The following is a 25,972-nucleotide window of genomic DNA, read 5'->3' as shown; positions in this document are numbered from 1 at the left end:
TCGCTAGCAATAATTATTGTTTAGCGAACCATGCGCGCAGCTGCGTTTCCAGTTCGTTGATGTCGATGATGTTATTGATCACCACCAGTTGGCTTTCCGGCACGCTGGCGCTGGCCGCAATATCTTTGGCCATTACAAAAAGATCGGCGGCCCCGGGCGTGGCCGATGAGAGATCGGAGTGTTCCACTTCAGCGTCAATATTGAGTTTCTTTAATACTTTTTTAATGTTCATTTCTACCATAAAACTACTACCCAGGCCGGAACCGCAAATTGCCATGATTTTCATTATTGTCACCTTTTAAAAGTAGAGTTGGTCTGCATCACGCACGGGCGTAATGTTATTTACCGCAAGAAAATGGAATAAAATCAAAAACGGTCAATAATCGCTTTAATGTCCTCCAGGTTTTTTGCCTGATGTAATTTTTCCATATCTACATCACTGGAAAATAATTCCGCCAGCGCCGATATCATTTCGATATGACTGTGCTTATCAGGCGCCGCCAGCATAATAATGATGTCAACCGGATCGAATTCGTCTGCGCCAAATGGAACGCCGCGCTGTAGTTTCAGTAACGATAAACCTAACCCTTTCGCCCCCTCTTCCGGCCTCGCATGCGGCATCGCTAACCCTGGCGCTAATACATAATACGGCCCAAGCTTTTGGTGCTGCTGAACAATCGCCGTAATGTATTCCGGTGCGATAACACCTGCGTCCAGCAGGGGTTTGCCGCAAATTTCCAGCGCCTGCGGCCACGTTTCCACGCTCTCCTGTAGCGCGATGGTTGCGTCAGATAACCAGGTTCCCAGCATGTTATTCGCCCCCACGGTGTATGAAATTATGAACAAACTTTATTCAAGCCATTCGATATTAGCTGCGATCGTTATCACAAAGATAGCGCTACCAGCGACTATTACTCAGAATTGTGATAGCGCTATCAAATTAAAATCATGGTGTGAAATCACAGCAAAAAAGCGGATTTAAGGCGTATACTGCCAATTATGCGAAGCAAAGAACGACAATAAAAAAGCATCTCAACATGTTGTAATGACGCAGGAATTTGTATGTCGATACCCCGTAAACGGCGCAGTACCGGTAAAGTGACTATCGCCGATGTAGCCCAACTTGCCGGTGTAGGCACGATGACCGTATCACGAGCCTTACGCACGCCGGAACAGGTCTCTGATAAACTCCGGGAAAAAATCGAAGCGGCAGTGCATGAGCTGGGCTATATGCCTAATCTCGCCGCCAGCGCGCTGGCGTCTGCCTCCTCGCACACCATCGCGATGGTCGTACCGAACCTTGCGGAAGCGGGGTGTTCTGAAATGTTCGCCGGGCTGCAACAAATTTTACAGCCTGCAGGCTACCAGATAATGCTGGCGGAATCGCAGCATCGCGTGGAACAAGAGGAGAAGCTGCTCGAAACGCTGCTGGCCTCCAACATTGCCGCGGCGATTCTGCTTAGCGTCGAACATAGCACTACCGTGCGCCAGTGGCTGAAAAATGCCTCTATCCCGGTGATGGAGATGGGCGCGATTCGCAGCGATCCTATTGATATGAATATAGGTATTGATAACGTTGCGGCAATGTATGAGCTGACGGAAATGCTGATTCAGCGCGGTTATCAGAATATCGGGCTACTATGCGCCAATCAGGAGCAGTGGATTTTTCAGCAACATCTGCACGGTTGGTACAAAGCGATGCTTCGCCACCATATGTCGCCAAACCGGGTGATTAATGCCGCCTTGCCGCCCAATTTTTCTACCGGCGCGTCGCAACTGCCGGAGTTTTTACTGGCGTGGCCGGAACTGGACGCGCTGGTATGCGTATCGGATGAGCTGGCCTGCGGCGCGTTATACGAGTGCCAACGACGGCGGATCAAAGTTCCGGACGATTTAGCGGTTGTCGGGTTTGGCGATAGCGATGTCAGCCGGGTCTGCCAGCCGCCGTTAACCACAATGGCCGTACCGCACCGTAAGATTGGCAGTGAAGCCGGACGGGCGCTGTTGGAAAGGTTAAATCAGGGAAACTGGAGCGATCGAAAATCCATCGCCTCCAGTTTATGTATGCGGGAAAGCTGCTAAAACGCTTATTCCGTCTCTTCCGGTTTCTCCTGGAGCGCGGCTTCGTTTTTGGCGTTGCGGGTCATCCACAGCGCCAGCGCTTTGAGCGAGTCCGGCGTAAATTCATCACAGCGCGCGGTGATCTCCTCCGGGGTCAGCCAACACACTTCGCTGACTTCATCTTCCTGAAGCGCGAAAGGCCCGTGGGAAACGCAGCTAAACAGCGCGCCCCAAACCCGGCAATGTTGGTCTTCAAAGTAAAACAGACCGTGTTCGGCAAACGGCACGCCTGCAATACCCAACTCTTCTTCCGCTTCGCGGCGGGCAGATTCCAGTAGCTGCTCATCAGCCTGGACCACGCCGCCTGCGGTAGCATCTAACATACCGGGCAAAAAATCTTTTGTTTCGGTACGACGCTGCACCAGAATTTTACCCATACCATCATGAACGACGATATACGTCGCACGATGCCGTAAGCGTTGCGCACGCATCTGTTCCCGGCTGGACTGTGCAATGACTTCATTGTCTTCATTCACAATATCCACCCATTCCGTACTTGCCAAACGACGCTGTTCCACCATCAGGAAACCTTCTTATTTCTGGCGCTCTTACGGCGCATTTACGTTTGTGAGGTAAATTACGAGTTAATTGCAACCTGCGCAATGATACTTTGATCATTGAGTGCGATTACGCTCAACACATTATCATCCAGAATACCGTAGCTTGCCGCATACCCGCCTTTCGGGATGCTAACTGACCCAGGATTAAAGTGATACAGTCCTTCCTGCTGTTGCGCCACCGGCAGATGCGTATGACCATAGACCAACACATCGCCAGTATGCAGAGCGGGCAGATTCGTCGGCCCGAAGAGGTGCCCATGCGTTAAAAATAGCCGCCTCTCTTGCGTCAATATTTGCTGCCACGGCGCTGTTATCGGGAAATGCAGCAGCATCTGATCCACTTCGCTATCGCAGTTGCCGCGCACGGCAATGATTTGCGTCGCCACCGCGTTCAGGCGTTCGGCGACCTGGGCGGGCGCATAGCCTTCAGGCAGCGCATTGCGCGGCCCGTGGTTAAGGACGTCGCCTAATATCACCAGCCAACGCGCGCCGCTTTGCGCGAACCGCTCAAGCACGCGTTCCGTGGCGGGTAAAGAACCATGAATGTCCGATGCGAACATCAGTTTCATCGCTCACTCCTCGTTGTGAAAAACGGCGTTATGATACTGGAATATGAATAGATTTTCAGCCTGAACGCTTCGAGGAAAGCGCAATAAAACGCTGTACGGAAGCACGTTGCCACTGGAATGTCGCATACGCCGCCAGCGACGCCGGCACGTCATCGCCATGCAGCGCCAGACGATTGATCATCAATGCCAGATCGGTATCGGCAATGCACCATTCACCAAATAAATTTTGCGTCCCCTGCCCCAATAGCGCTTCAGCCGTCGCAAACAGTTTTGCCGCGCTGGCTTTTCCAGCCTCGCTTAGCGGCGCTTTTTTCGCCCCGGCAAACACCACGTCGGTAGGCCGTTCTTCGCGAAGCGGCAGTAAATCGCTGCGTAGCCACGCCTGAATCTGTCGCGCGCGGGCGCGTTTTTGTAAATCGTGCGGGTAGATACGCTCCCACTGCGGCGGCGCGAAACGCTCCTCCAGGTATTCCGCAATAGCGGACGACTCGCTCAGCTCAAAATTGTCGGTCTCAAGCACCGGTACGCGCTGCGTCAGCGCATATCCCCGCCAGCCAGGTTGCAGATGTTCTCCCTGGTCCAGATCGCGAGTTTTCAGAGTAAAGGAAAGCCCTTTTTCTTGTAATGCCACCCAGGCGGACAATACGTAGGGAGAGAAAAAGTTCGCATCCGACCACAGCACAATAACAGGCTTACTCATAATGTCCTCTTGAGGGCGTATTAGGTTTCTTCCCAAAATATAGCGTCTTTCGCCTGCTGTCACCTGATGAAAACTCACACACATCAGGAGGCTTTCTATACTTAATTCAGCCCAGACTCTTTACGCATATGCAGGAGCCAAAATGATTGACCTTTACTACGCCCCCACGCCCAACGGGCATAAAATAACGCTGTTTCTGGAAGAGGCGGAGCTGGCGTATCGTTTGCTAAAAGTAGATATCAGCAAGGGCAATCAGTTTCGCCCTGATTTTTTGGCTATCTCTCCCAATAATAAAATTCCTGCCATCGTCGATCACGCCCCGGCAGACGGCGGTCAACCGCTTAGTCTTTTTGAATCCGGCGAAATTCTTCTCTACCTGGCGGAAAAAAGCGGCAAACTGCTTAGCGGGGAGCTGCGTGAACGCCATACAACGCTGCAATGGCTGTTCTGGCAGGTCGGCGGGTTAGGGCCGATGCTGGGCCAGAATCACCACTTTAACCACTTTGCGCCGCAGACCATCCCCTATGCGATTGAACGCTATCAGGTTGAAACGCAACGCTTATACAACGTCCTGAATAAACGCCTGGAAACCTCCCCGTGGCTGGGCGGCGACCACTACAGTATTGCGGATATCGCCAGTTGGCCGTGGGTTAACGCACATCAGCGTCAGCGAATCGATCTTGATACCTACCCGGCGGTGTATAACTGGTTTGAACGCATTCGCACGCGTCCTGCGACAGCGCGCGCACTGTTACAAGCGCAACTGCACTGTAACAGTACGAAAGCGTAACGCGGTAGCATACATCATGTATGATGTAGAGGTGTATACACGGAAAAAACCTGCGTCCGGCACCCTTATTCGTATTAAAAACCTGACATTAGGGAAGAGGAAATCCTCCCTACTCTGGAGGTCATATGCAGATTCTGATTACCGGCGGTACGGGCCTGATAGGGCGTCATCTCATTCCCCGGCTGTTAACACTGGGGCACCAGGTGACGGTCGTTACGCGCAATCCCGATAACGCGCGTCAGATTCTCGATTCCAGAGTGACATTATGGAAAGGGCTGGCGGAACGTGAGCACCTCAATGAGATTGATGCCATCATCAATCTGGCGGGCGAACCGATTGCCGACAAGCGCTGGACGTCGCAACAAAAAGAACGGTTGTGCCAAAGCCGCTGGGCTATCACGCAAAAGTTGGTGGATTTAATTCATGCCAGCGCAACGCCGCCCTCGGTGTTGATATCCGGCTCCGCCACGGGCTATTACGGCGATCTGGGCGACGTTGTCGTCACTGAAGATGAGCCGCCGCACAACGAATTTACGCATAAACTTTGCGCCCGCTGGGAACAGATTGCCTGTCGTGCGCAGAGCGACCAGACCCGCGTCTGCCTGCTGCGTACCGGCGTTGTCCTGGCGCCGCAAGGCGGGATTCTGGGGAAAATAGTTCCGCCGTTTCGCCTCGGACTCGGCGGTCCGGTGGGTAATGGTCGGCAATATCTGGCCTGGATTCACATCGACGATATGGTCAACGGCATTCTGTGGCTGCTGGATAACGATCTTCGCGGTCCCTTCAATATGGTCTCGCCGTATCCCGTCCATAATGAGCATTTTGCTCATGCGCTGGGTCGCGCGCTGCGCCGTCCAGCGATTATTCGCATTCCGGCGACGGCAATTCGCTTATTGATGGGAGAGTCGTCAGTGCTGGTGCTGGGCGGACAGCGGGCGCTGCCAAAACGGCTTGAAGCCGCCGGATTCGCATTTCGCTGGTATGATTTAGAAGAGGCGCTGGCGGATGTGATTCGCTAGTTCCCAAAGCGCCGTATCCTGCCCGGTAAGCGATGCGCCGCCGGGCTTCTTTTATTTCAGCGAGCCTTTCAGGAATTGCTGTAAACGCGGGCTTTGCGGATTGCCGAACACCTGCTCCGGATCGCCCTCTTCTTCAATTTTCCCCTGATGCAGAAAAATAACGTGCGAAGAGACATGGCGAGCGAAGCCCATTTCATGCGTGACCACCACCATCGTTTTGCCTTCTTCCGCCAGTTGTTGCATGATGCGCAACACTTCGCCGACCAGTTCAGGATCGAGTGCCGATGTGGGTTCATCGAACAGTAAAACGTCAGGTTCCATCGCCAGCGCGCGCGCAATAGAAACGCGCTGCTGTTGGCCGCCGGAGAGATGGACGGGATATTTGCCCTGAGCGCGCTCATCAATCCCCACCTTCGCCAGATATTTCAACGCCCGCTCGCGCGCGTCATGCTTGCTTAATCCCAGTACCTGAATCGGCGCTTCCATCACATTTTCCAGCACCGTCATGTGGCTCCAGAGGTTAAAGTGCTGAAACACCATCGTCAGACGGGTACGCAACAAGCGTAGCTGATTTTTATCCGCCACTTTGAGCTGCCCGTCTTTGTCGCGCACCAGATTAATGTTCTGACCGTTCACGATAATCGCGCCTTCGCTCGGTTTTTCGAGGAAGTTAATACAGCGCAAAAAAGTGCTTTTACCGGAGCCGGACGAGCCGATGATGCTAATCACATCTCCGGCGCGGGCCTGCAGCGATACCCCTTTCAGCACTTCATGACCGCCGTAGCGTTTGTGCAAATCGATAACGTGTAATTTATTTTCTGACATCATGTTACTCGAATTATTTAGAGGACACGTGCTGCAACCAGCGTCTTTCCGCCCGACGGAACAGGCTTATCAGGACATACGAAATGAGTAAATACAACACGGCGGCAATGCCAAACGCGGTAAACGGCTGGTAAGTCGCTGAGTTAATATCGCGGGCGATTTTCAACAAATCCGGCACCGTCGCGGTAAACGCCAGCGCCGTAGAGTGCAGCATTAAAATCACTTCGTTGCTGTAGGCAGGCAAGGCGATGCGTAATGCCGACGGCAAAATAATGCAGCGATACATTTTAAATGACGAGAAGCCATAGGCCCGTGCCGCTTCAATTTCACCGTGCGGCACCGAGCGAATCGCCCCGGCGAAAATTTCCGTGGTGTACGCGCAGGTATTCAGCGTCAGCGCCAGTACGGTACAGTTCAGTCCGCTGCGGAAAAACGCGTTAAGAAGATCGGTGCCTTTGACTATCTCCAGCGTATACATCCCCGAATAGAACACCAGTAGCTGTACGTACAGCGGCGTGCCGCGAAAAATATACGTAAACAGCCAGATGGGAAAACGGATGAATTTATTACTGGAAACGCGACCTACCGCCAGAACCACCGCCAGAAGACCGCCCATCACCACCGATGAAATTAACAACCACAGCGTAATCGCCACGCCGGTAAAACGATAGCCATCCGTCCACAGCAGGGATTTCCAGTACTCCTCAATGATCTCAATCACAAATCGGCCCTCTTCACGCCCACGGAATAGCGACGCTCAAGTAAGAGCAGCACACCATTGGAAACGGTGGTAAATACCAGGTAGATAAGTCCACAGACCACGGCAAAATAGAAAGGCTCCCAGGTGCTTTTACCGGCAAGCTGCGTGGCTTTGACGACATCTTCCAGGCCCAGCAGCGACACCAGCGCCGTCGCTTTGAGTATCACCTGCCAGTTATTGCCGATCCCCGGCAGGGCGTAACGCATCATCGCCGGGAACATAATCCGCCGGAAGGTTTGCCCGTGGGTAAAACCAAAAGCCGTCGCCGCCTCGATATGGCCTTTCGGCACCGCCATAAACGCGCCGCGAAAGGTTTCGGTAAAATAGGCGCCGTAGATGAAACCAAGGGTGATAATACCGGCCACCATCGGATCAATATCTATCTGGTCGATACCCAGCGAATCGGTCACCACGTTAAGCGCGATTTGCAATCCGTAAAATATCAGCAGCATTAAGACCAGATCAGGCACCCCGCGAATCAGGGTGGTGTACCCTTCAAAAATAAGCCCCGTTACCCGGTTTTGCGAAAGCTTCGCCCCCGCGCCGACGAGACCAATAAGCACGGCCAGCACAACGGAACTGAGCGCCAGTTCCAACGTGACGATCGCGCCCTGTAAAATTACGCCTGAAAACCCGTACAACATGCAGCCTGTCCTGTTGTGTGTGGTGAAGTAAGAAGCCTCTTTTGCATTTTTGCCTCACATCACGCCGGATGGCGGCTGTGCCTTGCCCGGCCTACGATGCTCCCCGTAGGCCTGACACGCACAGCGCCATCAGGCAATGCAGACAGTCAACATTCTTTGGGCTTTATCTGCACCGACGGTGATTAACCGCCATAAACATCAAAATCAAAGTACTTTTTCGCCAGCTTTTCGTAAGTACCGTCAGCACGCATTTCAGCAAAGGCTTTGTTCAGCGCTTCGCGCAGCTCGTTATCCTCTTTGCGCAGCCCCATACCGGTTCCTACGCCGAATAACTTCTCATCTTTCACCGCCGGGCCGCCGAATTTATAGTCTTTTCCGACAGGCTGTTTAAGGAAACCTTCGCTGGCCGCGACCTCATCCTGGAACGCCGCATCAATACGGCCAGCCATCAGATCGGAATAAATGTTGTCCTGCCCCTGGTAAGAGACGATCTCAATCCCTTTCGGCGCCCAGTGCTCATTGCCGAAGGTCTCCTGCGTCGTCCCCTGTAGCACGCCGACGCGCTTGCCTTTCAGCGACGCGACGGTTGGCTGAATATCAGAGTTCTTCGCCACCACCAGACGGGAATCAGCGGCGTAAAGCTTGTCGGTAAACGCGATTTCCTGCTGGCGCTTTTCAGTGATGGACAGCGAGGACATGATGGCATCAATTTTCTTCGCTTTTAAAGACGGAATCAGCGCATCCAGCGGGTTTTCCACGAACGTACACTGTGTGTTGATACGTTTGCACAGCTCTTTGGCCAGATCGATATCAAAGCCGACCAATTCACCTTGTGCATTTTTGGATTCAAACGGCGCGTATGTAGGATCGGTACCGATACGAATCTTTTGTGGAATAGCGGCAAATGCTGCGGTAGCGCTGGAAAATGCCAGCACCAGAGAAAGGGATAACGCCAGTTTTTTCATAACTATCCTCAACAGACTGTCTTTCCAGGAGATCTTTACAGATCCGATGCGACTATCGTGCCATTAATCAGGCCGACAAGGCAAAGCATTCTACCTTGTCAGCCGGTTTATTTTGCATAAAAATCGATTAAGTATGCATTTATGCGCCTGTTCCGCAACGGCTTATGCACCAAAAAGGTGCAAAACATCTATTTTGCACCGTGATAGTTCCCCAGCGCGGCGCGTTATCCCCTTCCCTCAATCGCCGTAGACATTAAAATCGAAGTACTTTTTGGCCATTTTGTCGTAAGTTCCGTCCTGGCGCAGTTCGGTCAGCGCTTTATCAAACGCGGCTTTTAGCTCGGTATCGTCTTTACGCAGCCCAACCCCCGTCCCGTCGCCAAAATATTTTTTATCCTTCACGGAAGGACCGGCAAACGCATACTCTTTGCCCGCTGGCTGCTTCAGGAAACCTTCGCTGGCGGCGACTTCATCCTGTAATGCGGCATCCAGACGACCGGCAGTTAAATCGGAATAGATAAGATCCTGGTTGGCATAAGCCACCACATCCACACCTTTTGTGCGCCAGTTATCATTGGCGTAAGCCTCTTGCGTGGACCCTTGCAGCACGCCGACATGCTTGCCTTTCAGCGATTCCAGCGTCGGCTGAATGGGAGACCCTTTTGCCGCAATCAGGCGTGAATCCGCAGCGTAAAGTTTGTCGGAAAACGCAATTTCTTGCTGGCGTTTATCGGTGATAGAGAGCGATGAAATAATGGCATCAATTTTTTTCGCTTTTAGTGAGGGAATAAGCGCATCAAAGTCGCTGGCGACCCAGGTACATTTCACCTGCATACGCTTACACATTTCATTACCGAGATCGATATCAAAGCCAATAAACTCGCCTTTGGCATCTTTTGATGAGAAAGGCGCGTAGGTGGTATCTGTTCCAATACGAACCGTTTGCGGGAGCGCGGCGTAAGTGGCCGCCGTCGCACCCAAACCTATCAGCAAAGACAAAGCGAGAACGGTCTTCTTCATACATACCCCTCAAGTGGCGTCATTTTCTTATGTTTTACGTGGTGTTGTGTGTTTGCAGACTTTTTCATGCAGGTCTTATGCCATTTTCACGTCAGCAAAACGATTCGACGTTAAATTTGTTAATAAAACGTTGCAATATTGTCCTGATGTTGAAGATAGCAGGTATGACGGTTGAACCGCAGCGTTTCGGCGGCTTTTAACGAATTAAATGTTGAGGATATGATCGCGGTTACAAAATTGCCCTGAAACAGGGCAACAGGGACAATAATGCACGCTAAACAGACAACGCTATGCGCCCTGCCAGCGAACAAAAAGATCGTGCGGAAGGGGGATATCAAACTGATCCAAAACTCGGTTAACCGTTTGATTTATAACATCATCTAACGTCTGAGGAAGATGATAAAAAGCCGGAACCGGCGGCATAATCACCGCGCCTATCTCAGCGGCCTGGGTCATTAAACGCAAATGCCCGATATGCAGCGGCGTTTCGCGCACACACAGCACCAGAGGTCGCCGCTCTTTTAATATCACATCCGCCGCGCGGGTAAGCAGTCCGTCAGTATAACTGTGGACAATCCCAGACAGCGTTTTAATCGAACAGGGCAAGATAACCATTCCCGCCGTCGGGTAAGAGCCCGAGGAAATGCTGGCGGCAATGTCGCGCGCATCGTGCGTCACATCGGCCAGCGCCTGCACCTCGCGCAGCGAAAAATGGGTCTCCAGCGCCAGCGTTTGCCGGGCCGCCTGGCTCATCACCAGATGCGTTTCCACGCTATCGACATCGCGCAAAATTTGTAATAAGCGCACGCCATAAATCGCTCCGCTGGCGCCGCTAATTCCTACAATGAGTCGTTTCATGTTCTCTTACCGTTTACGAGCGCCGTTCATCCCACTGTGTTACGTAATCGGCTCAAAGTGGGTCTGAAGAGATACCATGACAAAAGAATCCCTATCATAAAAGCCAGCTCAACCAACATTATCACTACCCCTTGCTCACTAAACCAGGTGCCGACCATAATGGCAAAATTGGTGATAATGACAAATCGGGCCGTCCAGGGGAAAAGCGGCGATCGATAGCGTAGCAAATCGCTGGCGTACGTTCCATTACGCACCGATTGTCGGAAGCGATACTGGCACCATCCGATGGTTATCCATGCCAGGCAACCCACCTGCCCGGTACTGGCGATCAGATATAAATAAAATTGCTGTGCGGGAATATAGCGGGTCAGCAACGACACCAACGCCAGCAAGGCCGTGATTAAAATAGCATACACCGGCACGCCGCCGCCGTTCGTTTTACCAAAGCAGGCTGGCGCAAAGCGATCGCCCGCCATAGACCACAGCATACGCGAACTGGCGTAAATGGCCGAGTTAGCGGCAGAAACCGCGGCGGAAAAGATCACCAGCGTCATCAGCGTATCCGCCCCCGGAATGCCCGCGTGGGAGAATACCCATACAAAGGGACTTTGTCCATTTGGCGTCAGTTCATGCGGATAGACCAGCGCCAGCACCGCAATCGCCAGGCCGTAAAACAAAATGATTCTGAGACCGATCCCCAGGATCACTTTCGGTAAAATAATGTGCGGCGATTCGGTCTCCCCTGCCGCATTTCCTACCAGTTCCACCCCCTGGAAGGAGTAAATCACGATCGTCATACAGACCACAATTTGCTCCCAACCGTGGGGAAACCACATTCCGTCTATTTTTAACGTCGGGTGCCAGTCACTATGGCCCATTAGCGAGTAGATCATGACCCCGCCCGCGCAGATAAACAGCACGATCGCGAAGACCTTAATGGCCGAAAGCCAGTATTCGCATTCGCCAAAACTTTTTGCGGAGGTGAGATTGATAGCCGTCAGGATGAGCAGAATCGCCAGGCAGAACATATATACCGGAACCGCGGGGAAAAACTGGTGAGCAATAAACCCTGCGGCAGTGAGGTCGGCTGCCAGGGAAAAGACCCAGCTAAACCAGTAAAGCCAGCCAATGGTATAGCTCCAGCAAGGTGACGGCATAAACATCAGCGCGTAATGTTGAAATGAACCGGAGTGAGGAAAAGCGCATGATAATTCGCCAAGACACATCATCGTCGCCAGCATAATGGTTCCGGCAAACAGATAGGCCAGTAAGGTTCCCGCCGGCCCGACGCTGCTTAACGGTTCGGCAATGCCGATAAATAAGCCGGTGCCAATCGTGCCGCCCAGCGACATCATCAGCAGGTGCCGCTTCTTCAGGTTACGCCGCAGACCGCCTTCAGGCTCTGCTGGCGGAGATTGTTGCAGGGTATCCATCGTTACTCCCTGTCTTTCGTGAGGTCAAAGATGCCGCCGCGACATAGCCGCGGCGGTTATGCGTTAACGCGTAAACCTCCAGGCGACGCCTTTGGTCTGGCAGGCCATTAACAGGCCCGTATAATCCAGCTCAAAGCGAACCACATCGCCTACTTTTAGCGACTGACGACAATCTTCAATATCCACCAGCGTATGATCGCTGGTTTGCCCTAAGATAGTGATAGCGTCGTCGCATGGCACACAGTTATCCGACGGCACATCCTGGCGCCCAAACGCCAGCAATGCGCGTCGGCGTATGCCACGATCGACAAAGGTTTTACTTTGCAAAAAGGCATCGACGCCCAGCTCCCCAACCGGGACGGTCGGTTTACTGTTCAGTTCGATGATTTCCGCTTCCAGGATATACATATCGGAACAGGCTTTATCGACTGGTTTTGCGGAGTGGTGAAATTCATTCAGGTATTTCATGTCCACATATTCAATGCCGAATTCATGCAGTCCGCCGATGCGCAGATGATTCAGCCCCTGCGGCCAAATACCTTTATCCAGCAGGTGATAGCTGGTGCAGTTTCCCGCAGAAAGCCGCCGGACAGGAATACCGCTGTCGGCTTCCAGCCGGGCGGCCAGCGCCAGAAAATCCTCGCCATTTTTTACCGTTGGCAACACGGTGCCGTAACAATTAAAGTTGGTGCCCAGTCCATATAATTCCAGACCGGGCAGACCAGTAATCAGAGTCACGGTCTCAAGAATGCGTTGATATTCACCAAACCAGATACCCTCGCGTAAATCGCCCATATCCACCATCAGTAATACCTGATGCGTTTTCCCCTGGCGTTGGGCTTCCTGCGATAATGCCCGTAATACCACCGGCTCGCTATTTAAACTAATATCCGCGTAGCGCACCACATCTTCGATTTCACTCAGACACGGGCTGCGTAACAGGCAGGTCGTACATCCTGTCTCGCGTATTTTTTTCAAATTATAGGTTCGTGATTCAGCAATAACGGTAATTCCGCCGTTGAACACCGCCTGCGCAGTTTCCACGCAGCCGTCAAAAACTTTATTGACAGCCATCACGTCAATACCGCTGCTTGCCAGCAGAGCTTTTTCCGTGCGGGCGTTTTCTTCCAGCTTGCGTAGATTTATTTCCAGAACTGGCATATACATTTTATTTTCCTCCCGCCATGCTTAAACGGGCATTACGTTTCTGCGCCCGATGGTAAATATACTCCGCGACGACAACCGCCAGCACGGCTCCGCCAATAATTTTCCCGGCGTACTGGAAATATCCGCCCATATCAATTTGAGAAGGCGGAATAAATAACAGCGCAACGGCAAAGGCGATAGAAAGAAAGCCCAGCGCGGGTAAAATAGCCGGTAAAACCTTGCCCGGAATTTTAAAACTTCTTGGCGTATCCGGCTGAGTCTTACGTAAACGCCAGAACGCCGGGAACATCACCAGATAAGGAATAAAATAGGTGATGGTCGTTAGCGCCGTTAACATCCAGTAAGCCGCCGCAACGCTTGGCGAAATAAAAGTCGAAAAACACAGGACCGTGACAATAATCGCCTGTACAGTCAAGGCAAAGGCGGGCGTTTTCCACACCGGATGTAATTTGCCGATTCGGTCCCCCAGCAGATTATCTTCACGCGAGGCTTCCTGGAGCATATAAATCGGCCCCACCAGCCAGGAGTTAATCTGCCCGAGAGCGCCAAAAAACATACAGATGGCCATAACAGGAATTAACCACGGCATATGTAGCGTGTCCGCAGCAGCATGCATAGCCTGCATGACGCCTGCCACGATGTCGGTTTTCCCTGCGGGTAAAAGCGTGTTTAGCGCCCAGGTACCGACCATATAGATCCCAACGATAACGGCGGCGGAGACGGCCATCGCTCGCGGAAAATCACGCTGTGGATTACGGGTACGCCCGGCAATCATCGGGGCGACCTCCAGTCCGGCAAACGCAAACATCATGCTGGATAAGAAAACGATCGTATCCCAGTGCCCGAGATCCGGAATCCAGTTTTTCGCTGTAGTGTAGTCCGTCTGCATCTGGTGTCCGGTACATAGCCATACCACCGCCAGTAAAATGAGGATGGCGGAGGGAATAAATACGCCGCACCAGGCGCTGATGCTATTAATAATTTTTGTCCATTCCATCCCGCGGATATTCATCAGCGTTAATAGCCAGAAAATTACCGCGGAACCAATACCGATAAATGCTTTATTTTCCGCCAGGCCGCCGCCGATCATATAGCCCAACGCGGTAAAGCCGAATTGCAGCATTAATGGGAAAAACAGTACGCAGGAAAAGAGAAAACAAACCACGACAATCCATGCAATACGTTTACCAAATGCCTCTTTAATCCAGACAAATATCCCGCCATCTTTCGGCCAGCCGGTTGACAGCTCGCCGCATACCATCGCTAAAGGAAAAAACAAGCAGAATGCGGCTATCACCCATAACAACATGGCCGATGCCCCGTAAGGCGCCACGTTAGGGATTTGCCGCAAACTCAGAATAGCGATGACATTCATAAAGACAATGTCTTTGATGCCAAGTAAGCCAGAATTCGTGTTACTCATGGCCATCTCCTGTTATGCATTCAGGCATCACTGCCCTCTTCTTATCATCTGACGACGGGCTTCAGCATAAAACTGAAGCCCAAAACAGTATTAATAAATGTCGTACTTGACCATATCTTCGTAACTGTCTTCCCGACGAATCAGACGCGTTTCACCATTTTTATCGATCATCACCACGCCCGTGCGCGGACGGTTGTTATAAACGGTTTGACTTTCAATGGTGTATGCCCCGGCATCAAGAAACGCGACAATATCGCCAACATGAGTCTCCTTCGGCAGTAAAAACTCTTCGCCTTTCACCCCCATGTGGAAATAATCTCCGCCATCACACAGCGGCCCGGCTAATTTTATCCAGGCGTCGTGCGCTGCCGTCATGCGAGAGGCGTTATAGACATAAAAGAACCAGTCAAAATGCTGGCTGTCAGAGAGTACGCTGTAACCAGCGTCGACAAATTTCCATTCAACGTGGCATTCCACATTGCCGTTAAGATCGTAATTTGTTTTACGTTTTTCGCAGGAGACTTCCGTCAGTAACACCGCCGCCGACCCGGTCACTTTACGTCCCGGTTCAATACATATTTCCACATCGGTACGCCATTTATGCACTTCGCGAATGACCGCATCGGCAAAATCCTGGGCGGTAATACCGGCATACATATTATCTTTTAACGGGTCGCCATTCTCGTCGTCATATTTATAGGGAACCGGAATTCCGCCGCCCACGTTGATCAAATCAAATTTAATACCGAGCACCTCTTCCAGGCGACGGGATTCATCCACCAGCACTTTAGTCGCTTTTGCGAAAGGCTCTGACTCCGGCACCTGATCGCCCACATGCATATGCAAGCCGCGCAAATGCACATAAGGCATCGCCAGAATGCGACGGCAGGTTTCTTCCGCCTGTTCCAGGTCAAGACCCGACTTCGCATGGAAAGCGGTAACCAGTTCCGCATGCGTCGCCGAGGGAACATTCGGCTCTACGCGGACGCAAACATTGGCGACTTTCTTCAGCTTGCGAGAGATGGCATCAATATGTTCCAGCTCATACAGGCTATCAACATTAATAAGATACAGATCGTTGGCGATGGCATATTCCAGATCGGCAGGCTTTTTCACCACGCCGTTGAAGACGATCTGATCGCCGCGAAAGCCTATCTCCAGACACTTGCGAACCTCATATTGTGAGTTTGCCTCCGCGCAAATTCCGGCGTCACGAATGGCTTTCAACACCCCCATGACCGAGCAGGTTTTTGACGCAAAGAAGGTTTTGGTATTTTTATGCGCCGCAAATGCCTGCTGGATTTCATGAATGTTACGAATGATCTCCGGCTCAGAAAACACATAGAACGGCGTGGGGTACTGGCGCGCCAGAGCGTCCAGATCGACCCCTTCAAAACACAAATGACCGTCTTTGTGCTGGAAACGGCGATCGCCGTTGATTACCTGCTCACGTAGCTGGTTGTAATTCTGCATAATCGAGTCAGTCATAACGCCCTCTGCTTAATGTTTATGGTAAAAATCCGCATTCTTTACAGGGATAAAGCAAAAGGCATGCCACTATTTTTTATCAAAATAATCAATTATTTATAAAAATAAGCTGTTTCTCATTTTCGTCATTGAGTTTGCTATTCATCACAACGACGAAAATTCGTAACTTTTATAATGGCAACATGAACAATAGATATGAGGAATACATGTATGGCATCCACCAATCAGGAACTGGCCTCGGCGCTCAGGATGTTTTCCCGCTTTTTCGATTTGATTCATCAGCCGTTGGCCGTCATTAATGAGCGTGGTGAATACGTTTACTACAATCAGGAAAGCGCGGATCTGGACGGCTACAGTATTGAACGGGCAATGGGAAAACATATGCTGGATGTCTATCCGGGCATGAAAGAGACCCAAAGTACGATGCTTTCATCGTTAAAAAAAGGCGTGGAATACATTGGCCATTATCAAATTTATTACAATGCGCGAGGCCAGGCCGTTGACTATCAGCACACCACCGCGCCGCTCTATGCAAGCGATGGCGGCATGGTCGGCGTTATCGAAATCGGCAGGAATATGTCCGGCGTCAGGCGGCTCCAGGAGCAGGTGGTAGAACTGAACCAACTGCTGTATGCCGATCACCATGAGAAGCACCATGCCATTATTACCGAAAACCCGGAAATGCTCAGTAATATCGCCAAAGCCAAACGGCTGGCCGCCAGTAATATTCCGGTGACGATTGTCGGGGAGACGGGAACGGGTAAGGAGCTATTTTCCCGCCTGATCCATCAATGCAGCAAGCGGGCGAATAAACCATTTATCGCCCTGAACTGCGGCGCTCTACCGCCTACGCTTATCGAAAGTACGCTTTTCGGCACCGTGCGCGGCGCCTATACCGGCGCGGAAAATAGCCAGGGCTATCTGGAACTGGCAAACGGGGGAACGCTCTTTCTTGATGAGCTGAACGCCATGCCGATAGAGATGCAAAGTAAGCTGCTGCGATTCTTGCAGGATAAAACCTTCTGGCGGCTCGGCGGACAACAGCAGCTCCACTCTGATGTCAGGATCGTTGCCGCCATGAACGAAGCGCCCGTCAAATTAATTCAACAAGAACGTCTGCGGGCAGATCTTTTTTATCGGTTGAGCGTCGGAATGTTGACGTTACCGCCGCTGCGCGCCCGCCCGGAAGATATTCCCTTACTGGCGAATTATTTTATTGATAAATACCGTAATGACGTGCCGCAGGACATTCACGGATTAAGCGAGACGGCGCGTGCTGATCTGCTCAATCACGCCTGGCCGGGTAATGTCAGGATGCTGGAAAACGCGATTGTACGCAGCATGATCATGCAGGAAAAAGACGGGCTGCTCAAACACATCATTTTTGAACAGGACGAGTTAAATTTAGGCGTACCGGAAACCGCGCCGGAAAATCCCCTTCCCTCGTCACCCGATCCTCAGTATGAAGGGTCGCTGGAGGTACGGGTTGCCAACTACGAAAGGCATTTAATAGAAACCGCGCTGGATACGCATCAGGGGAATATTGCCGCCGCGGCCCGCAGCCTTAACGTATCGCGCACCACGTTACAGTACAAAGTACAAAAATACGCTATTCGCTTCGGCGTGGTGCGTAATTGACATCGGCCAGCGGCATTGCGCCGCTGGCAAAGCCATTAGCCTTCGTTATGCATTTCCAGGTTTTCCATTTCGTTCTGGAACAGCACCGCTTTGGCGTCGTCATTACGTAATGAATCCAGGAAGTCGAGGTATTGCTGGTCTACGTCTTTGGTGACATATACCCCGTTAAATACCGAACATTCAAACTGCTGGATATCCGGGTTTTCCGCGCGTACGGCTTCGATCAGATCGTTCAGATCCTGGAAGATAAGCCCGTCTGCGCCGATGATCTGACGAATCTCATCCACCTCGCGACCATGCGCGATCAGCTCATTGGCGGTCGGCATATCAATGCCATAGACGTTAGGGAAACGAATTTCCGGCGCGGCGGACGCCAGATAAACCTTCTTCGCGCCGGCTTCCCGGGCCATCTCGATGATCTGCTCTGATGTGGTGCCACGCACGATGGAATCATCCACCAGCAGGACGTTCTTATCGCGGAATTCCGCACGATTAGCATTGAGCTTACGGCGCACGGATTTACGGCGTAGCTGTTGGCCCGGCATGATAAAGGTACGTCCCACGTAACGATTTTTGACAAATCCCTGGCGGTACGGCTTGCCGAGAATACGGGCAATTTCCAGTGCGATATCGCAGGAGGTTTCCGGGATAGGGATCACGACGTCGATGTCCAGATCTTCCCATTCACGAGCGATTTTTTCGCCAAGTTTGGTGCCCATATTCACACGAGCGCTGTAGACGGAGATCTTGTCGATAAAGGAGTCCGGGCGAGCAAAATAAACGTACTCAAACAGACAGGGGTTACTGACCGGGTTATCCGCGCACTGGCGCGTGAACAGTTGCCCCTTTTCGGTAATATAGATAGCTTCGCCCGGCGCGACATCGCGCAGAAACTCAAAGCCCAGCGTATCCAGCGCCACGCTTTCAGAAGCGACCATATACTCCGTACGACCATCGCCAACGTCACGCTTACCCAGCACTAACGGGCGAATGCCGTGCGGATCGCGAAAAGCCACCATGCCGTGGCCGATAATCATCGCCACGCAGGCATAGGCGCCGCGGATTTGACGGTTAGTCGCGGCAATCGCGGCAAAAATATTGTCGGCTTCCAGCGGATAGTGACGGAAGTTGTCGAGCTCGCTGGCGAAAATATTGAGCAGGATTTCGGAATCGGAGGTGGTGTTGATATGACGGCGCTTTTCTTCAAACAGCTTTTTACGTAGCTCGTGCGCGTTAGTCAGGTTGCCATTATGGGCCAACGTGATGCCATACGGCGAGTTAACGTAAAAAGGTTGCGCTTCCGAAGCGCTGGAGCTGCCTGCGGTAGGGTAGCGCACATGGCCGATCCCCATGTTGCCCTGCAAACGCTGCATGTGGCGAGCTTCAAAAATATCGTTCACCAGTCCGTTTGCCTTACGCAAGCGGAAGCAGTTATTCGCATCAATGGTGATGATACCGGCAGCATCCTGACCACGATGCTGGAGCACTGTTAACGCGTCATAAATCGACTGGTTGACCGGCATAACACCGGCGATACCGACAATACCGCACATACGTCATTTTCCTCGTTAAGCCACATCTCAGAACCTGTTACGTCCTGGGCAAGAAACTCGACGAGCTTTGCAGATAGTCAAAGAACCATCTGATGATGAAGCTGAACTGCGGGATGAGCTGCGATTTGCTCCAGTCTTCGCTTTTCGACAAGCCGGTAAAGGTATCAAGGAAGAACAGAATGGCGGCGACAATCAGCGCGCCTCGCAGTGCGCCGAAACAGATCCCCAACACCCGGTCAGTTCCCGACAGGCCGGTCTTTTCTACTAGCTGACCTATCACAAAATTCACGATAGCGCCGACGATAAGCGTCGCGATAAACAGTACCGCGATAGCAATCCCATTACGAACCAGTTCGTCTTCAAAGCCCGTAAACCAGACAGACAGGTAAGTGTAGTAGTGACTGGCGACAAAGAAAGCACAACCCCACGTCACCAGCGATAACGCTTCACGAACAAAGCCGCGGATCAGGCTAACCAGACAGGAAAAAGCAATCACCGCGATAATGGCGTAATCAATCCAGACCATAGATGTCCCACGATTTTACGCCCTGTCGTCCTGTTCGGGGCGCATTCTAACAGAAAAAGAAAACGTTTGCGTAGGGATTTCCTTCCCACGCGTAAATAAAAATGGCGCTGAAAAAATATTCAACGCCATCACACTTTTTATCTCTTCGGGCACGACCAGAAGAGCTGCCATCGGCCTGATAAGCGCAGGATACCAGGTTCATTCCTTCTGCCGGATGGCGGCGTAAACGCCTTATCCAGCCTACAGAACTTCGGCTATTACCAGATGAACACCGTAGGCCTTAACGCTGCGCAGTCGGGCAAAACGCGCCTTAGTTCGGGCTATATCCCATCACCACGCCGCTTAACCCGGAAATCTGCTTGAGCTCGCCAAGCGATCCTTTCATCTTATCTTTCGACGCATCCGGCCCGACGAGAATACGGGTTATTTTACCCTGTACCGGCGTTGAGGGGGAAGTATAAACCCGGAACCCGGCGGAACGAAGCTTGCCGACTATCTCGTTGACTTTATCCGCGTTTTTCAGCGCGCCCAACTGTACGACATAAGCTTTGCCGGTCGGCGCAGGTTTATCGTCGGCGGCCGGTTTCGGCGCGGGCGTCGGCGTGGAAGCGACGACAACCGGCTGTTGCGGTTTAGGCTGCGGCTTCGGTTTTTCAACCGGCTTCGGTTTAGGCGTCTCCACCGGTATCGGATCAAGCTCGACATTGTTAGACGCCATGCGCGACGGGTCCAGAGATGGCGCTGCCGCATCTCCCGCCCGCACCTCTTCAGCCGCCCCTTCCGGCGGCTGTGTCGGCAGCGCCTGCGTTGCGGCAGGCATCATATCCGGCTCATCACGGTCGCCAGGCTTCGGTACCAGTGGAATCGCAGCAAATTCATCCTGATAATGCTTTTTCTGTCCGTCCAGCAGACCGGGAAGCACAATAACCCCCAGCGCGACTAACACAATCGTGCCGACTAAACGATTCTGAAACTTACTCGCCACCGATTCTCCCCGCGTCTATCACTTCCATAACATGTGCGACGGTGTGGAACGATCCGCACACCAGCACGGTATCTTCTGGCTGCGCCGCGTCGATAGCGGCCTGCCATGCCTGCGCGACGCTATCATAGACATTCCCTTTCCCCAGATGTTCCAGAAGTTGTTCCGCCGTCGCGCCGCGCGGCCCCTCTAACGGAGCACAATACCAGTCGTCAACCACGCTTTTCAACCAGGCTAACGTGCCGGCGATATCTTTATCATGCAGCATACCAATCACCGCAAGCACGCGCCCGCGTTTCGGCAACATTTTCAGACGACCCGTCAGGTATTCCGCCGCGTGAGGATTATGGGCGACATCAAAGATAACGCGCGGCGACTCACTCACGATTTGAAAACGTCCCGGCAAAGTAGCCTGCGCAATACCGTCGCGAATCGCCTGCTCGTCAATGTTCAACCTGCTGGCGCGCAGCGCGGCCAGGGCGGTGGCGGCATTCGGCTGGGGAACCTGCGGCAACGGCAGTCCGGCAAGCGTGCCGTCACCATCGGTAAACGCCCACTGGGTCGCTGTCACCTCATAACGCCAGTCAACGCCGCGACGCCGCAACAGCGCGCCGGTCTCCTGCGCGACATCCGCGATGGTTGCCGGCATTTCCGGTTCGCCGACGATAGCGGGTTTTTCCGCACGAAAAATCCCGGCCTTCTCGCGGCCGATACTTTCGCGATCCGGCCCCAGCCAGTCAGTATGGTCAAGCGCGATGCTGGTAATTACCGCTACATCGGCATCCACAATGTTCGTGGCGTCCAGGCGGCCACCCAACCCGACCTCCAGAATCACCACGTCAAGGTTAGCCTGTTTAAACAGCCACAATGCCGACAACGTACCATATTCAAAATAGGTCAATGAAATATCGCCGCGCGCCGCTTCTATTTCCGCAAAGGACGCGGTATGCGCGGATTCCGCTAATTCTTTCCCCTGCACGCGCACGCGCTCGGTGTAACGTACCAGATGAGGCGAACTATAGACGCCCACACGGTATCCCGCCGCGATTAACACCGACTCCAGCGTTCGACAGGTCGTACCTTTACCGTTGGTTCCCGCCACGGTAAAAACGAACGGCGCAGGCTTGAGGATGTCCAGACGAGCTGCCACCTGGCTTACGCGCTCAAGGCCTAAATCGATACTCTTGCTGTGCAGGTTTTCCAGATAAGAAAGCCACGAGGCCAGGGGCGACGCAGCTTGAGGTATAGATTTGTTTTTCATTGATTCCGCTGCTTCTTTACGGTGAAAAGCAAAAGGGCAGAGCCTGCGGCCCTGCCCTTTTCAGTTATCAGGCCTCAGACTCCTGATCCGGCGCCGGAGGCACCACCACGCCTTCACGCGGGGCGTCCGGGTTCGGCGCGGGCAGATTCATCAGCTTCGCCAGAATGCTCGCCAGCTTCAGGCGCATTTCCGGGCGGCGGACGATCATATCAATAGCGCCTTTTTCGATCAGGAACTCACTGCGCTGGAATCCCGGCGGCAGTTTTTCGCGAACGGTTTGTTCGATAACGCGCGGGCCGGCGAAGCCAATCAGGGCTTTTGGCTCGGCGATGTTGAGATCGCCCAGCATCGCAAAACTGGCGGAAACGCCGCCCATTGTCGGATCGGTCAATACCGAGATGTAGGGCAGACCACGTTCCTGCATTTTAGCCAGCGCCGCCGAGGTTTTCGCCATCTGCATCAGCGACATCAGCGCTTCTTGCATACGCGCGCCGCCGGAAGCAGAGAAACACACTAACGGACAGTTGTCTTCCAGCGCCTGTTCAACGGCACGAACGAAGCGTGCGCCAACGACAGACCCCATTGAGCCGCCCATGAACGCGAATTCAAACGCGGCGGCGACAACCGGCATACCGTGAAGCGTCCCTTTCATGACCACCAGCGCGTCTTTCTCGCCGGTTTCTTTCTGCGCGGACGCCAGTCTGTCTTTATATTTTTTGGAGTCGCGGAACTTGAGCACGTCTTTTGGCTCCAGCTCGCTACCCAACTCCACAAGGGAACCTTCATCTAACAGGCTATGCAGGCGATTGCGCGCCGACATGCGCATATGATGGTCACACTTAGGACAGACCTCAAGATTACGTTCCAGCTCAGCGCGGTATAAAACCTGACCGCAGCTATCACACTTGGTCCACACCCCTTCAGGAATGCTTGCCTTGCGGGTGGGAGTAATGTTGCTTTTAATTCGTTCAATCCAGCTCATTGGTGACCTTTCTGCCTGAACCTTAGTCAGCTTTATTATAAGGGGCGCATAATGCCATTTTTGCCCCCAACAGACCATGAATGTTGCACATTAAAACATAACAGCCCGAAACTTTGGATAAAAAAGTGGTCGAACCGCTGAGTTACTTTCTATTTTGCGGCACGCGACGCAGCGCGCTTATGCCGGACAATCTCAATGACGCCAGGTAATATCGAAACCACGATAATCCCCACAATCAGCAGCTTAAGGTTATCCTGAATCAACGGTATCGTACCGAAGAAATAACCGGCGTAGGTAAAGAGCAGCACCCACAGCAGCGCGCCGATGACGTTATAAGCGGCAAAATGCCGATAGGACATGTGCCCCATCCCTGCCACAAACGGCGCAAAGGTTCTGACGATCGGCACGAAGCGAGCGAGAATGATAGTTTTACCGCCGTGTTTTTCATAAAACTGGTGGGTTTTATCCAGATAACTGCGGCGGAAAATTTTCGAATTCGGATTACTGAACAGTTTTTCGCCGAACAGTCGACCAATCGTGTAATTTACCGCATCGCCGACAATTGCGGCGATCAGCATTAACGCCACCATGACATGCACATTGAGATCGTTGGTTTCCAGCGAAGCCAGCGCCCCGGCGACAAACAGCAGCGAGTCGCCCGGCAGGAACGGCGTGACGACCAGGCCGGTTTCACAAAACAGAATCAAAAACAAAATAGCGTACACCCAGACGCCGTACTCCGCGACCAGCTCCGCCAGATGCACATCGATGTGCAGAATAAAATCAATAATAAAGTAGATCAGGTCCATATTTGTCTTTGCCTTTCTACCCGACACGTTTCGGGTGTGCGATTCGGATTAGTCCGCAAGAAATAGCGGGCCCATTGGCGGTTTTGGAAGGTCAAACCGGTCAGGGTAATCTACCGCAACCAAATATAGCCCTTCCGCCTTCGCCGTTGCCGCCGCCAGCGTTCTGTCCCTGGCCGCTAACAGCTCTGCGATCCAGCTCTCCGGCTGGTTGTGAGCGCCTACTTCCAGCAGGCTGCCGACAATATTCCTGACCATATGATGAACAAAGGCATTCGCTTTGATATCGACCACCACATAAGGGCCGTGGCGGGTAACGTTGATGTGCATCACATTACGCCACGGCGTGCGCGACTGGCACTGCACCGCACGAAACGAGGTAAAATCATTTTCGCCAAGCAGACACTGCGCCGCGCGATGCATCCGCTCTGCATCCAGCGGCTCATAGTAATGCGTCACGCCTTTTGCTAATACCGCGGGACGCAGTCGATGATTGTAGATGATATAGCGATAACGGCGAGCCGTAGCGCTAAATCGCGCGTGAAAATCATCCGGTACAGTTTTCACCCAGCGCACGGCAATGTCACCAGGCAAATTCGCATTTACCCCCAGCGTCCATGCCGCATCTTTGCGCAATGCGGTCGTTTCGAAATGGACAACCTGCCCGGTGCCGTGAACGCCGGCATCGGTACGCCCGGCGCAGAACACGTTAATAGGTTCATTTGCCACCTGCGAGAGCGCTTTTTCCAGCTTTTCCTGCACGCTGCGCACTTCATTCTGACGCTGCCAGCCATAATACTTGCTGCCGTCGTACTCAATACCCAGCGCAATTTTATAGACCGGCGATGATTGCTGTCCGGACATCAGTACAGATACTCCTGCACCAGCTTCTCCGCAATTTTAACGGCCATCAGCGCGCCGCCGAAACGCACGTTGTCCGCCACTGACCAGAACTGAATTTGTTCCGGCATACCGTAATCATTATGCACACAGCCAATAGAAAGCTGTGGATTGCCGGAAGCGTCGCCCACCTGCGTCGGGTAATCCGTCTCTTCTGACAGTACGATATCTTCACCGCGGGAAAACGCCTCGCGCGCCTCTTCCGCCGCCAGCGGACGGAGCGCTTCAAAGCTCACCATCTGCGCATGGCCATAGAACACCGGCGACTGCACGACACTGGCGGAGATCATCACGCCATCGTCCTGCAAAATTTTACGCACTTCATCGACGATACGACGTTCCTGGCGCACGCTGCCTTCACGATCCGGCAGCAGCGGCAGCATATTGAACGCCAACTGGCGGCCAAAGAAATCATCTTCATCAATCGGTATGCCGTTAAGCAGCTTCGCACTCTGTCCGGCCAGCGCATCGACCGCTTTTTTCCCCTGTGCGGACGCTGATAACATACTGGTGACGGCGATGCGCGACAGTCCCCCCTGATCGATTAACGGCTTGAGCGCCGCGAGCAGTTGACTGGTCAGACTATCGGCGACCGCAATCACGTTACGGTTACGGTAATCCGCCAGTACATACGGGTTAACTTCCGGCACGACCAGCGGCACATCAGGCTCCAGCGCGAACAGACCGCTGGAATCTATCACCAGGCAGCCTGCATTGGTCGCGTCGTCTATCCAGGCAGCCGATGCCTCTGCGCCGGCAACGAAAAACGCCAACTGCGCCTGCGTCCAGTCAAAGTCCGCCGCATCCTGGACAATGACCGACTTGCCACCAAAACGGAGGTGCTCGCCCGCGCTTTCATGACGCGCCAACGCATAAATTTCACCGACCGGGAACTGGCGTTCAGCCAGTGTTTCAAGCAGGGCTTCGCCTACGGCGCCCGTTGCGCCCAGAATGGCAATGTTCCAGCCTTCAGACATGGTGA

The 25,972-nt window shown here is 52.8% G+C and carries 27 protein-coding genes; 4 read left to right on the top strand and 23 right to left on the bottom strand.

The features are described 5' to 3' along the window. Positions 1-13: 13 nt before the first annotated feature. Positions 14-286, bottom strand: a complete 273-nt coding sequence (locus ACLJPE_RS18165) for a PTS sugar transporter subunit IIB (protein WP_000699818.1) — start codon at positions 284-286, stop codon at positions 14-16. A gap of 80 nt (positions 287-366) precedes the next feature. Beyond that, positions 367-810 (bottom strand): PTS sugar transporter subunit IIA, encoded by a 444-nt coding sequence (locus tag ACLJPE_RS18160; protein WP_001656758.1) that lies wholly within the window; start codon positions 808-810, stop codon positions 367-369. A 252-nt stretch (positions 811-1,062) separates the two neighbouring features. Between ACLJPE_RS18160 and ACLJPE_RS18155 the strand changes: the two genes are divergently transcribed. After that, positions 1,063-2,082 carry a LacI family DNA-binding transcriptional regulator gene (locus tag ACLJPE_RS18155; RefSeq protein WP_000026949.1) on the top strand — a complete coding sequence of 340 codons (1,020 nt, stop codon included), beginning with the start codon at positions 1,063-1,065 and terminating at the stop codon, positions 2,080-2,082. Between the two features lie 5 nt (positions 2,083-2,087). Here ACLJPE_RS18155 and yfcD read toward each other — a convergent pair whose 3' ends face one another. Genes yfcD through yfcF form a run of 3 tightly spaced genes read right to left on the bottom strand, consistent with a single transcriptional unit; the run spans position 2,088 to position 3,950 of the window. Then, the gene (gene yfcD, locus ACLJPE_RS18150; protein ID WP_000230215.1) at positions 2,088-2,642 is read right to left on the bottom strand and encodes an NUDIX hydrolase YfcD; all 555 of its coding nucleotides are present in this window, start codon (positions 2,640-2,642) and stop codon (positions 2,088-2,090) included. A gap of 56 nt (positions 2,643-2,698) precedes the next feature. Then, positions 2,699-3,250: a phosphodiesterase gene (gene yfcE / locus ACLJPE_RS18145; RefSeq protein ID WP_000772458.1), complete on the bottom strand. Its 552-nt coding sequence runs from the start codon at positions 3,248-3,250 to the stop codon at positions 2,699-2,701. 55 nt (positions 3,251-3,305) lie between these two features. Next, positions 3,306-3,950, bottom strand: a complete 645-nt coding sequence (gene yfcF / locus ACLJPE_RS18140; protein WP_023197584.1) for a glutathione transferase — start codon at positions 3,948-3,950, stop codon at positions 3,306-3,308. A 142-nt stretch (positions 3,951-4,092) separates the two neighbouring features. Between yfcF and yfcG the strand changes: the two genes are divergently transcribed. Both yfcG and ACLJPE_RS18130 read left to right on the top strand, forming a co-directional pair. After that, a complete protein-coding gene (gene yfcG / locus ACLJPE_RS18135; protein ID WP_001528404.1) occupies positions 4,093-4,740 on the top strand; it encodes a GSH-dependent disulfide bond oxidoreductase in 648 nt (215 codons plus the stop codon). A gap of 125 nt (positions 4,741-4,865) precedes the next feature. Next, on the top strand, positions 4,866-5,759 hold the full coding sequence (locus ACLJPE_RS18130) for a TIGR01777 family oxidoreductase (RefSeq protein WP_039514295.1): 894 nt from the start codon (positions 4,866-4,868) through the stop codon (positions 5,757-5,759). A 51-nt stretch (positions 5,760-5,810) separates the two neighbouring features. Here ACLJPE_RS18130 and hisP read toward each other — a convergent pair whose 3' ends face one another. From hisP to ACLJPE_RS18080, 10 genes are all read right to left on the bottom strand, one after another. Beyond that, the gene (gene hisP / locus ACLJPE_RS18125) at positions 5,811-6,584 is read right to left on the bottom strand and encodes a histidine ABC transporter ATP-binding protein HisP (RefSeq protein ID WP_001293591.1); all 774 of its coding nucleotides are present in this window, start codon (positions 6,582-6,584) and stop codon (positions 5,811-5,813) included. A gap of 13 nt (positions 6,585-6,597) precedes the next feature. Next, complete coding sequence (gene hisM, locus ACLJPE_RS18120) at positions 6,598-7,305, bottom strand: histidine ABC transporter permease HisM (RefSeq protein WP_000569757.1); 708 nt, start codon at positions 7,303-7,305, stop codon at positions 6,598-6,600. Further along, positions 7,302-7,988, bottom strand: a complete 687-nt coding sequence (locus tag ACLJPE_RS18115) for a histidine ABC transporter permease HisQ (protein ID WP_000965498.1) — start codon at positions 7,986-7,988, stop codon at positions 7,302-7,304. The genes hisM and ACLJPE_RS18115 overlap by 4 nt, the downstream gene beginning before the upstream one ends. 182 nt (positions 7,989-8,170) lie before the next feature. Then, on the bottom strand, positions 8,171-8,953 hold the full coding sequence (gene hisJ, locus ACLJPE_RS18110; protein ID WP_039514297.1) for a histidine ABC transporter substrate-binding protein HisJ: 783 nt from the start codon (positions 8,951-8,953) through the stop codon (positions 8,171-8,173). 237 nt (positions 8,954-9,190) lie between these two features. Further along, complete coding sequence (gene argT / locus ACLJPE_RS18105) at positions 9,191-9,973, bottom strand: lysine/arginine/ornithine ABC transporter substrate-binding protein ArgT (RefSeq protein ID WP_039514299.1); 783 nt, start codon at positions 9,971-9,973, stop codon at positions 9,191-9,193. Between the two features lie 288 nt (positions 9,974-10,261). Beyond that, the gene (locus ACLJPE_RS18100; RefSeq protein WP_000825682.1) at positions 10,262-10,831 is read right to left on the bottom strand and encodes a UbiX family flavin prenyltransferase; all 570 of its coding nucleotides are present in this window, start codon (positions 10,829-10,831) and stop codon (positions 10,262-10,264) included. 26 nt (positions 10,832-10,857) lie between these two features. Then, a complete protein-coding gene (locus ACLJPE_RS18095) occupies positions 10,858-12,264 on the bottom strand; it encodes an amino acid permease (protein ID WP_000380353.1) in 1,407 nt (468 codons plus the stop codon). Positions 12,265-12,327: 63 nt separating this feature from the next. Then, positions 12,328-13,431 carry an alanine/ornithine racemase family PLP-dependent enzyme gene (locus tag ACLJPE_RS18090; protein WP_000281907.1) on the bottom strand — a complete coding sequence of 368 codons (1,104 nt, stop codon included), beginning with the start codon at positions 13,429-13,431 and terminating at the stop codon, positions 12,328-12,330. Position 13,432: 1 nt separating this feature from the next. After that, on the bottom strand, positions 13,433-14,854 hold the full coding sequence (locus ACLJPE_RS18085; RefSeq protein ID WP_000072512.1) for an APC family permease: 1,422 nt from the start codon (positions 14,852-14,854) through the stop codon (positions 13,433-13,435). 90 nt (positions 14,855-14,944) lie between these two features. After that, positions 14,945-16,342, bottom strand: coding sequence for a diaminopimelate decarboxylase family protein (locus ACLJPE_RS18080; RefSeq protein WP_000132306.1), 1,398 nt, complete (start codon positions 16,340-16,342; stop codon positions 14,945-14,947). 210 nt (positions 16,343-16,552) lie between these two features. On the opposite strand from ACLJPE_RS18080, the gene ACLJPE_RS18075 reads away from it, so the two are divergent. Then, positions 16,553-17,980 (top strand): sigma-54 interaction domain-containing protein, encoded by a 1,428-nt coding sequence (locus ACLJPE_RS18075; protein WP_000168925.1) that lies wholly within the window; start codon positions 16,553-16,555, stop codon positions 17,978-17,980. 35 nt (positions 17,981-18,015) lie between these two features. Here ACLJPE_RS18075 and purF read toward each other — a convergent pair whose 3' ends face one another. The 8 genes from purF to ACLJPE_RS18035 all read right to left on the bottom strand — a co-directional run bounded on the left by purF (position 18,016) and on the right by ACLJPE_RS18035 (position 25,967). Then, positions 18,016-19,533, bottom strand: a complete 1,518-nt coding sequence (gene purF, locus ACLJPE_RS18070; protein ID WP_000334205.1) for an amidophosphoribosyltransferase — start codon at positions 19,531-19,533, stop codon at positions 18,016-18,018. Positions 19,534-19,570: 37 nt separating this feature from the next. Further along, a complete protein-coding gene (gene cvpA / locus ACLJPE_RS18065; RefSeq protein ID WP_000262102.1) occupies positions 19,571-20,059 on the bottom strand; it encodes a colicin V production protein in 489 nt (162 codons plus the stop codon). Positions 20,060-20,369: 310 nt separating this feature from the next. Further along, positions 20,370-21,044 carry a cell division protein DedD gene (gene dedD / locus ACLJPE_RS18060; protein ID WP_000157041.1) on the bottom strand — a complete coding sequence of 225 codons (675 nt, stop codon included), beginning with the start codon at positions 21,042-21,044 and terminating at the stop codon, positions 20,370-20,372. Next, positions 21,034-22,302 carry a bifunctional tetrahydrofolate synthase/dihydrofolate synthase gene (gene folC, locus ACLJPE_RS18055; protein ID WP_000792278.1) on the bottom strand — a complete coding sequence of 423 codons (1,269 nt, stop codon included), beginning with the start codon at positions 22,300-22,302 and terminating at the stop codon, positions 21,034-21,036. The genes dedD and folC overlap by 11 nt, the downstream gene beginning before the upstream one ends. A 67-nt stretch (positions 22,303-22,369) precedes the next feature. After that, entirely contained in the window at positions 22,370-23,284 is a 915-nt protein-coding gene (gene accD, locus ACLJPE_RS18050; RefSeq protein WP_000118383.1) for an acetyl-CoA carboxylase, carboxyltransferase subunit beta, read from the bottom strand. A 149-nt stretch (positions 23,285-23,433) separates the two neighbouring features. Further along, positions 23,434-24,093 (bottom strand): DedA family protein, encoded by a 660-nt coding sequence (locus ACLJPE_RS18045; RefSeq protein ID WP_000364318.1) that lies wholly within the window; start codon positions 24,091-24,093, stop codon positions 23,434-23,436. Positions 24,094-24,141: 48 nt separating this feature from the next. After that, positions 24,142-24,954 (bottom strand): tRNA pseudouridine(38-40) synthase TruA, encoded by an 813-nt coding sequence (gene truA, locus ACLJPE_RS18040; protein WP_000016631.1) that lies wholly within the window; start codon positions 24,952-24,954, stop codon positions 24,142-24,144. Beyond that, the gene (locus ACLJPE_RS18035; RefSeq protein ID WP_001289141.1) at positions 24,954-25,967 is read right to left on the bottom strand and encodes an aspartate-semialdehyde dehydrogenase; all 1,014 of its coding nucleotides are present in this window, start codon (positions 25,965-25,967) and stop codon (positions 24,954-24,956) included. Before ACLJPE_RS18035 ends, truA begins: the two co-directional genes overlap by 1 nt. Between the last annotated feature and the right edge of the window lie 5 nt (positions 25,968-25,972).

The organism is Salmonella sp. SAL04196 (assembly GCF_046550835.1).
GTDB classification, from domain to species: domain Bacteria; phylum Pseudomonadota; class Gammaproteobacteria; order Enterobacterales; family Enterobacteriaceae; genus Salmonella; species Salmonella enterica.
This window is presented reverse-complemented; position numbering and strand designations above follow the sequence as displayed.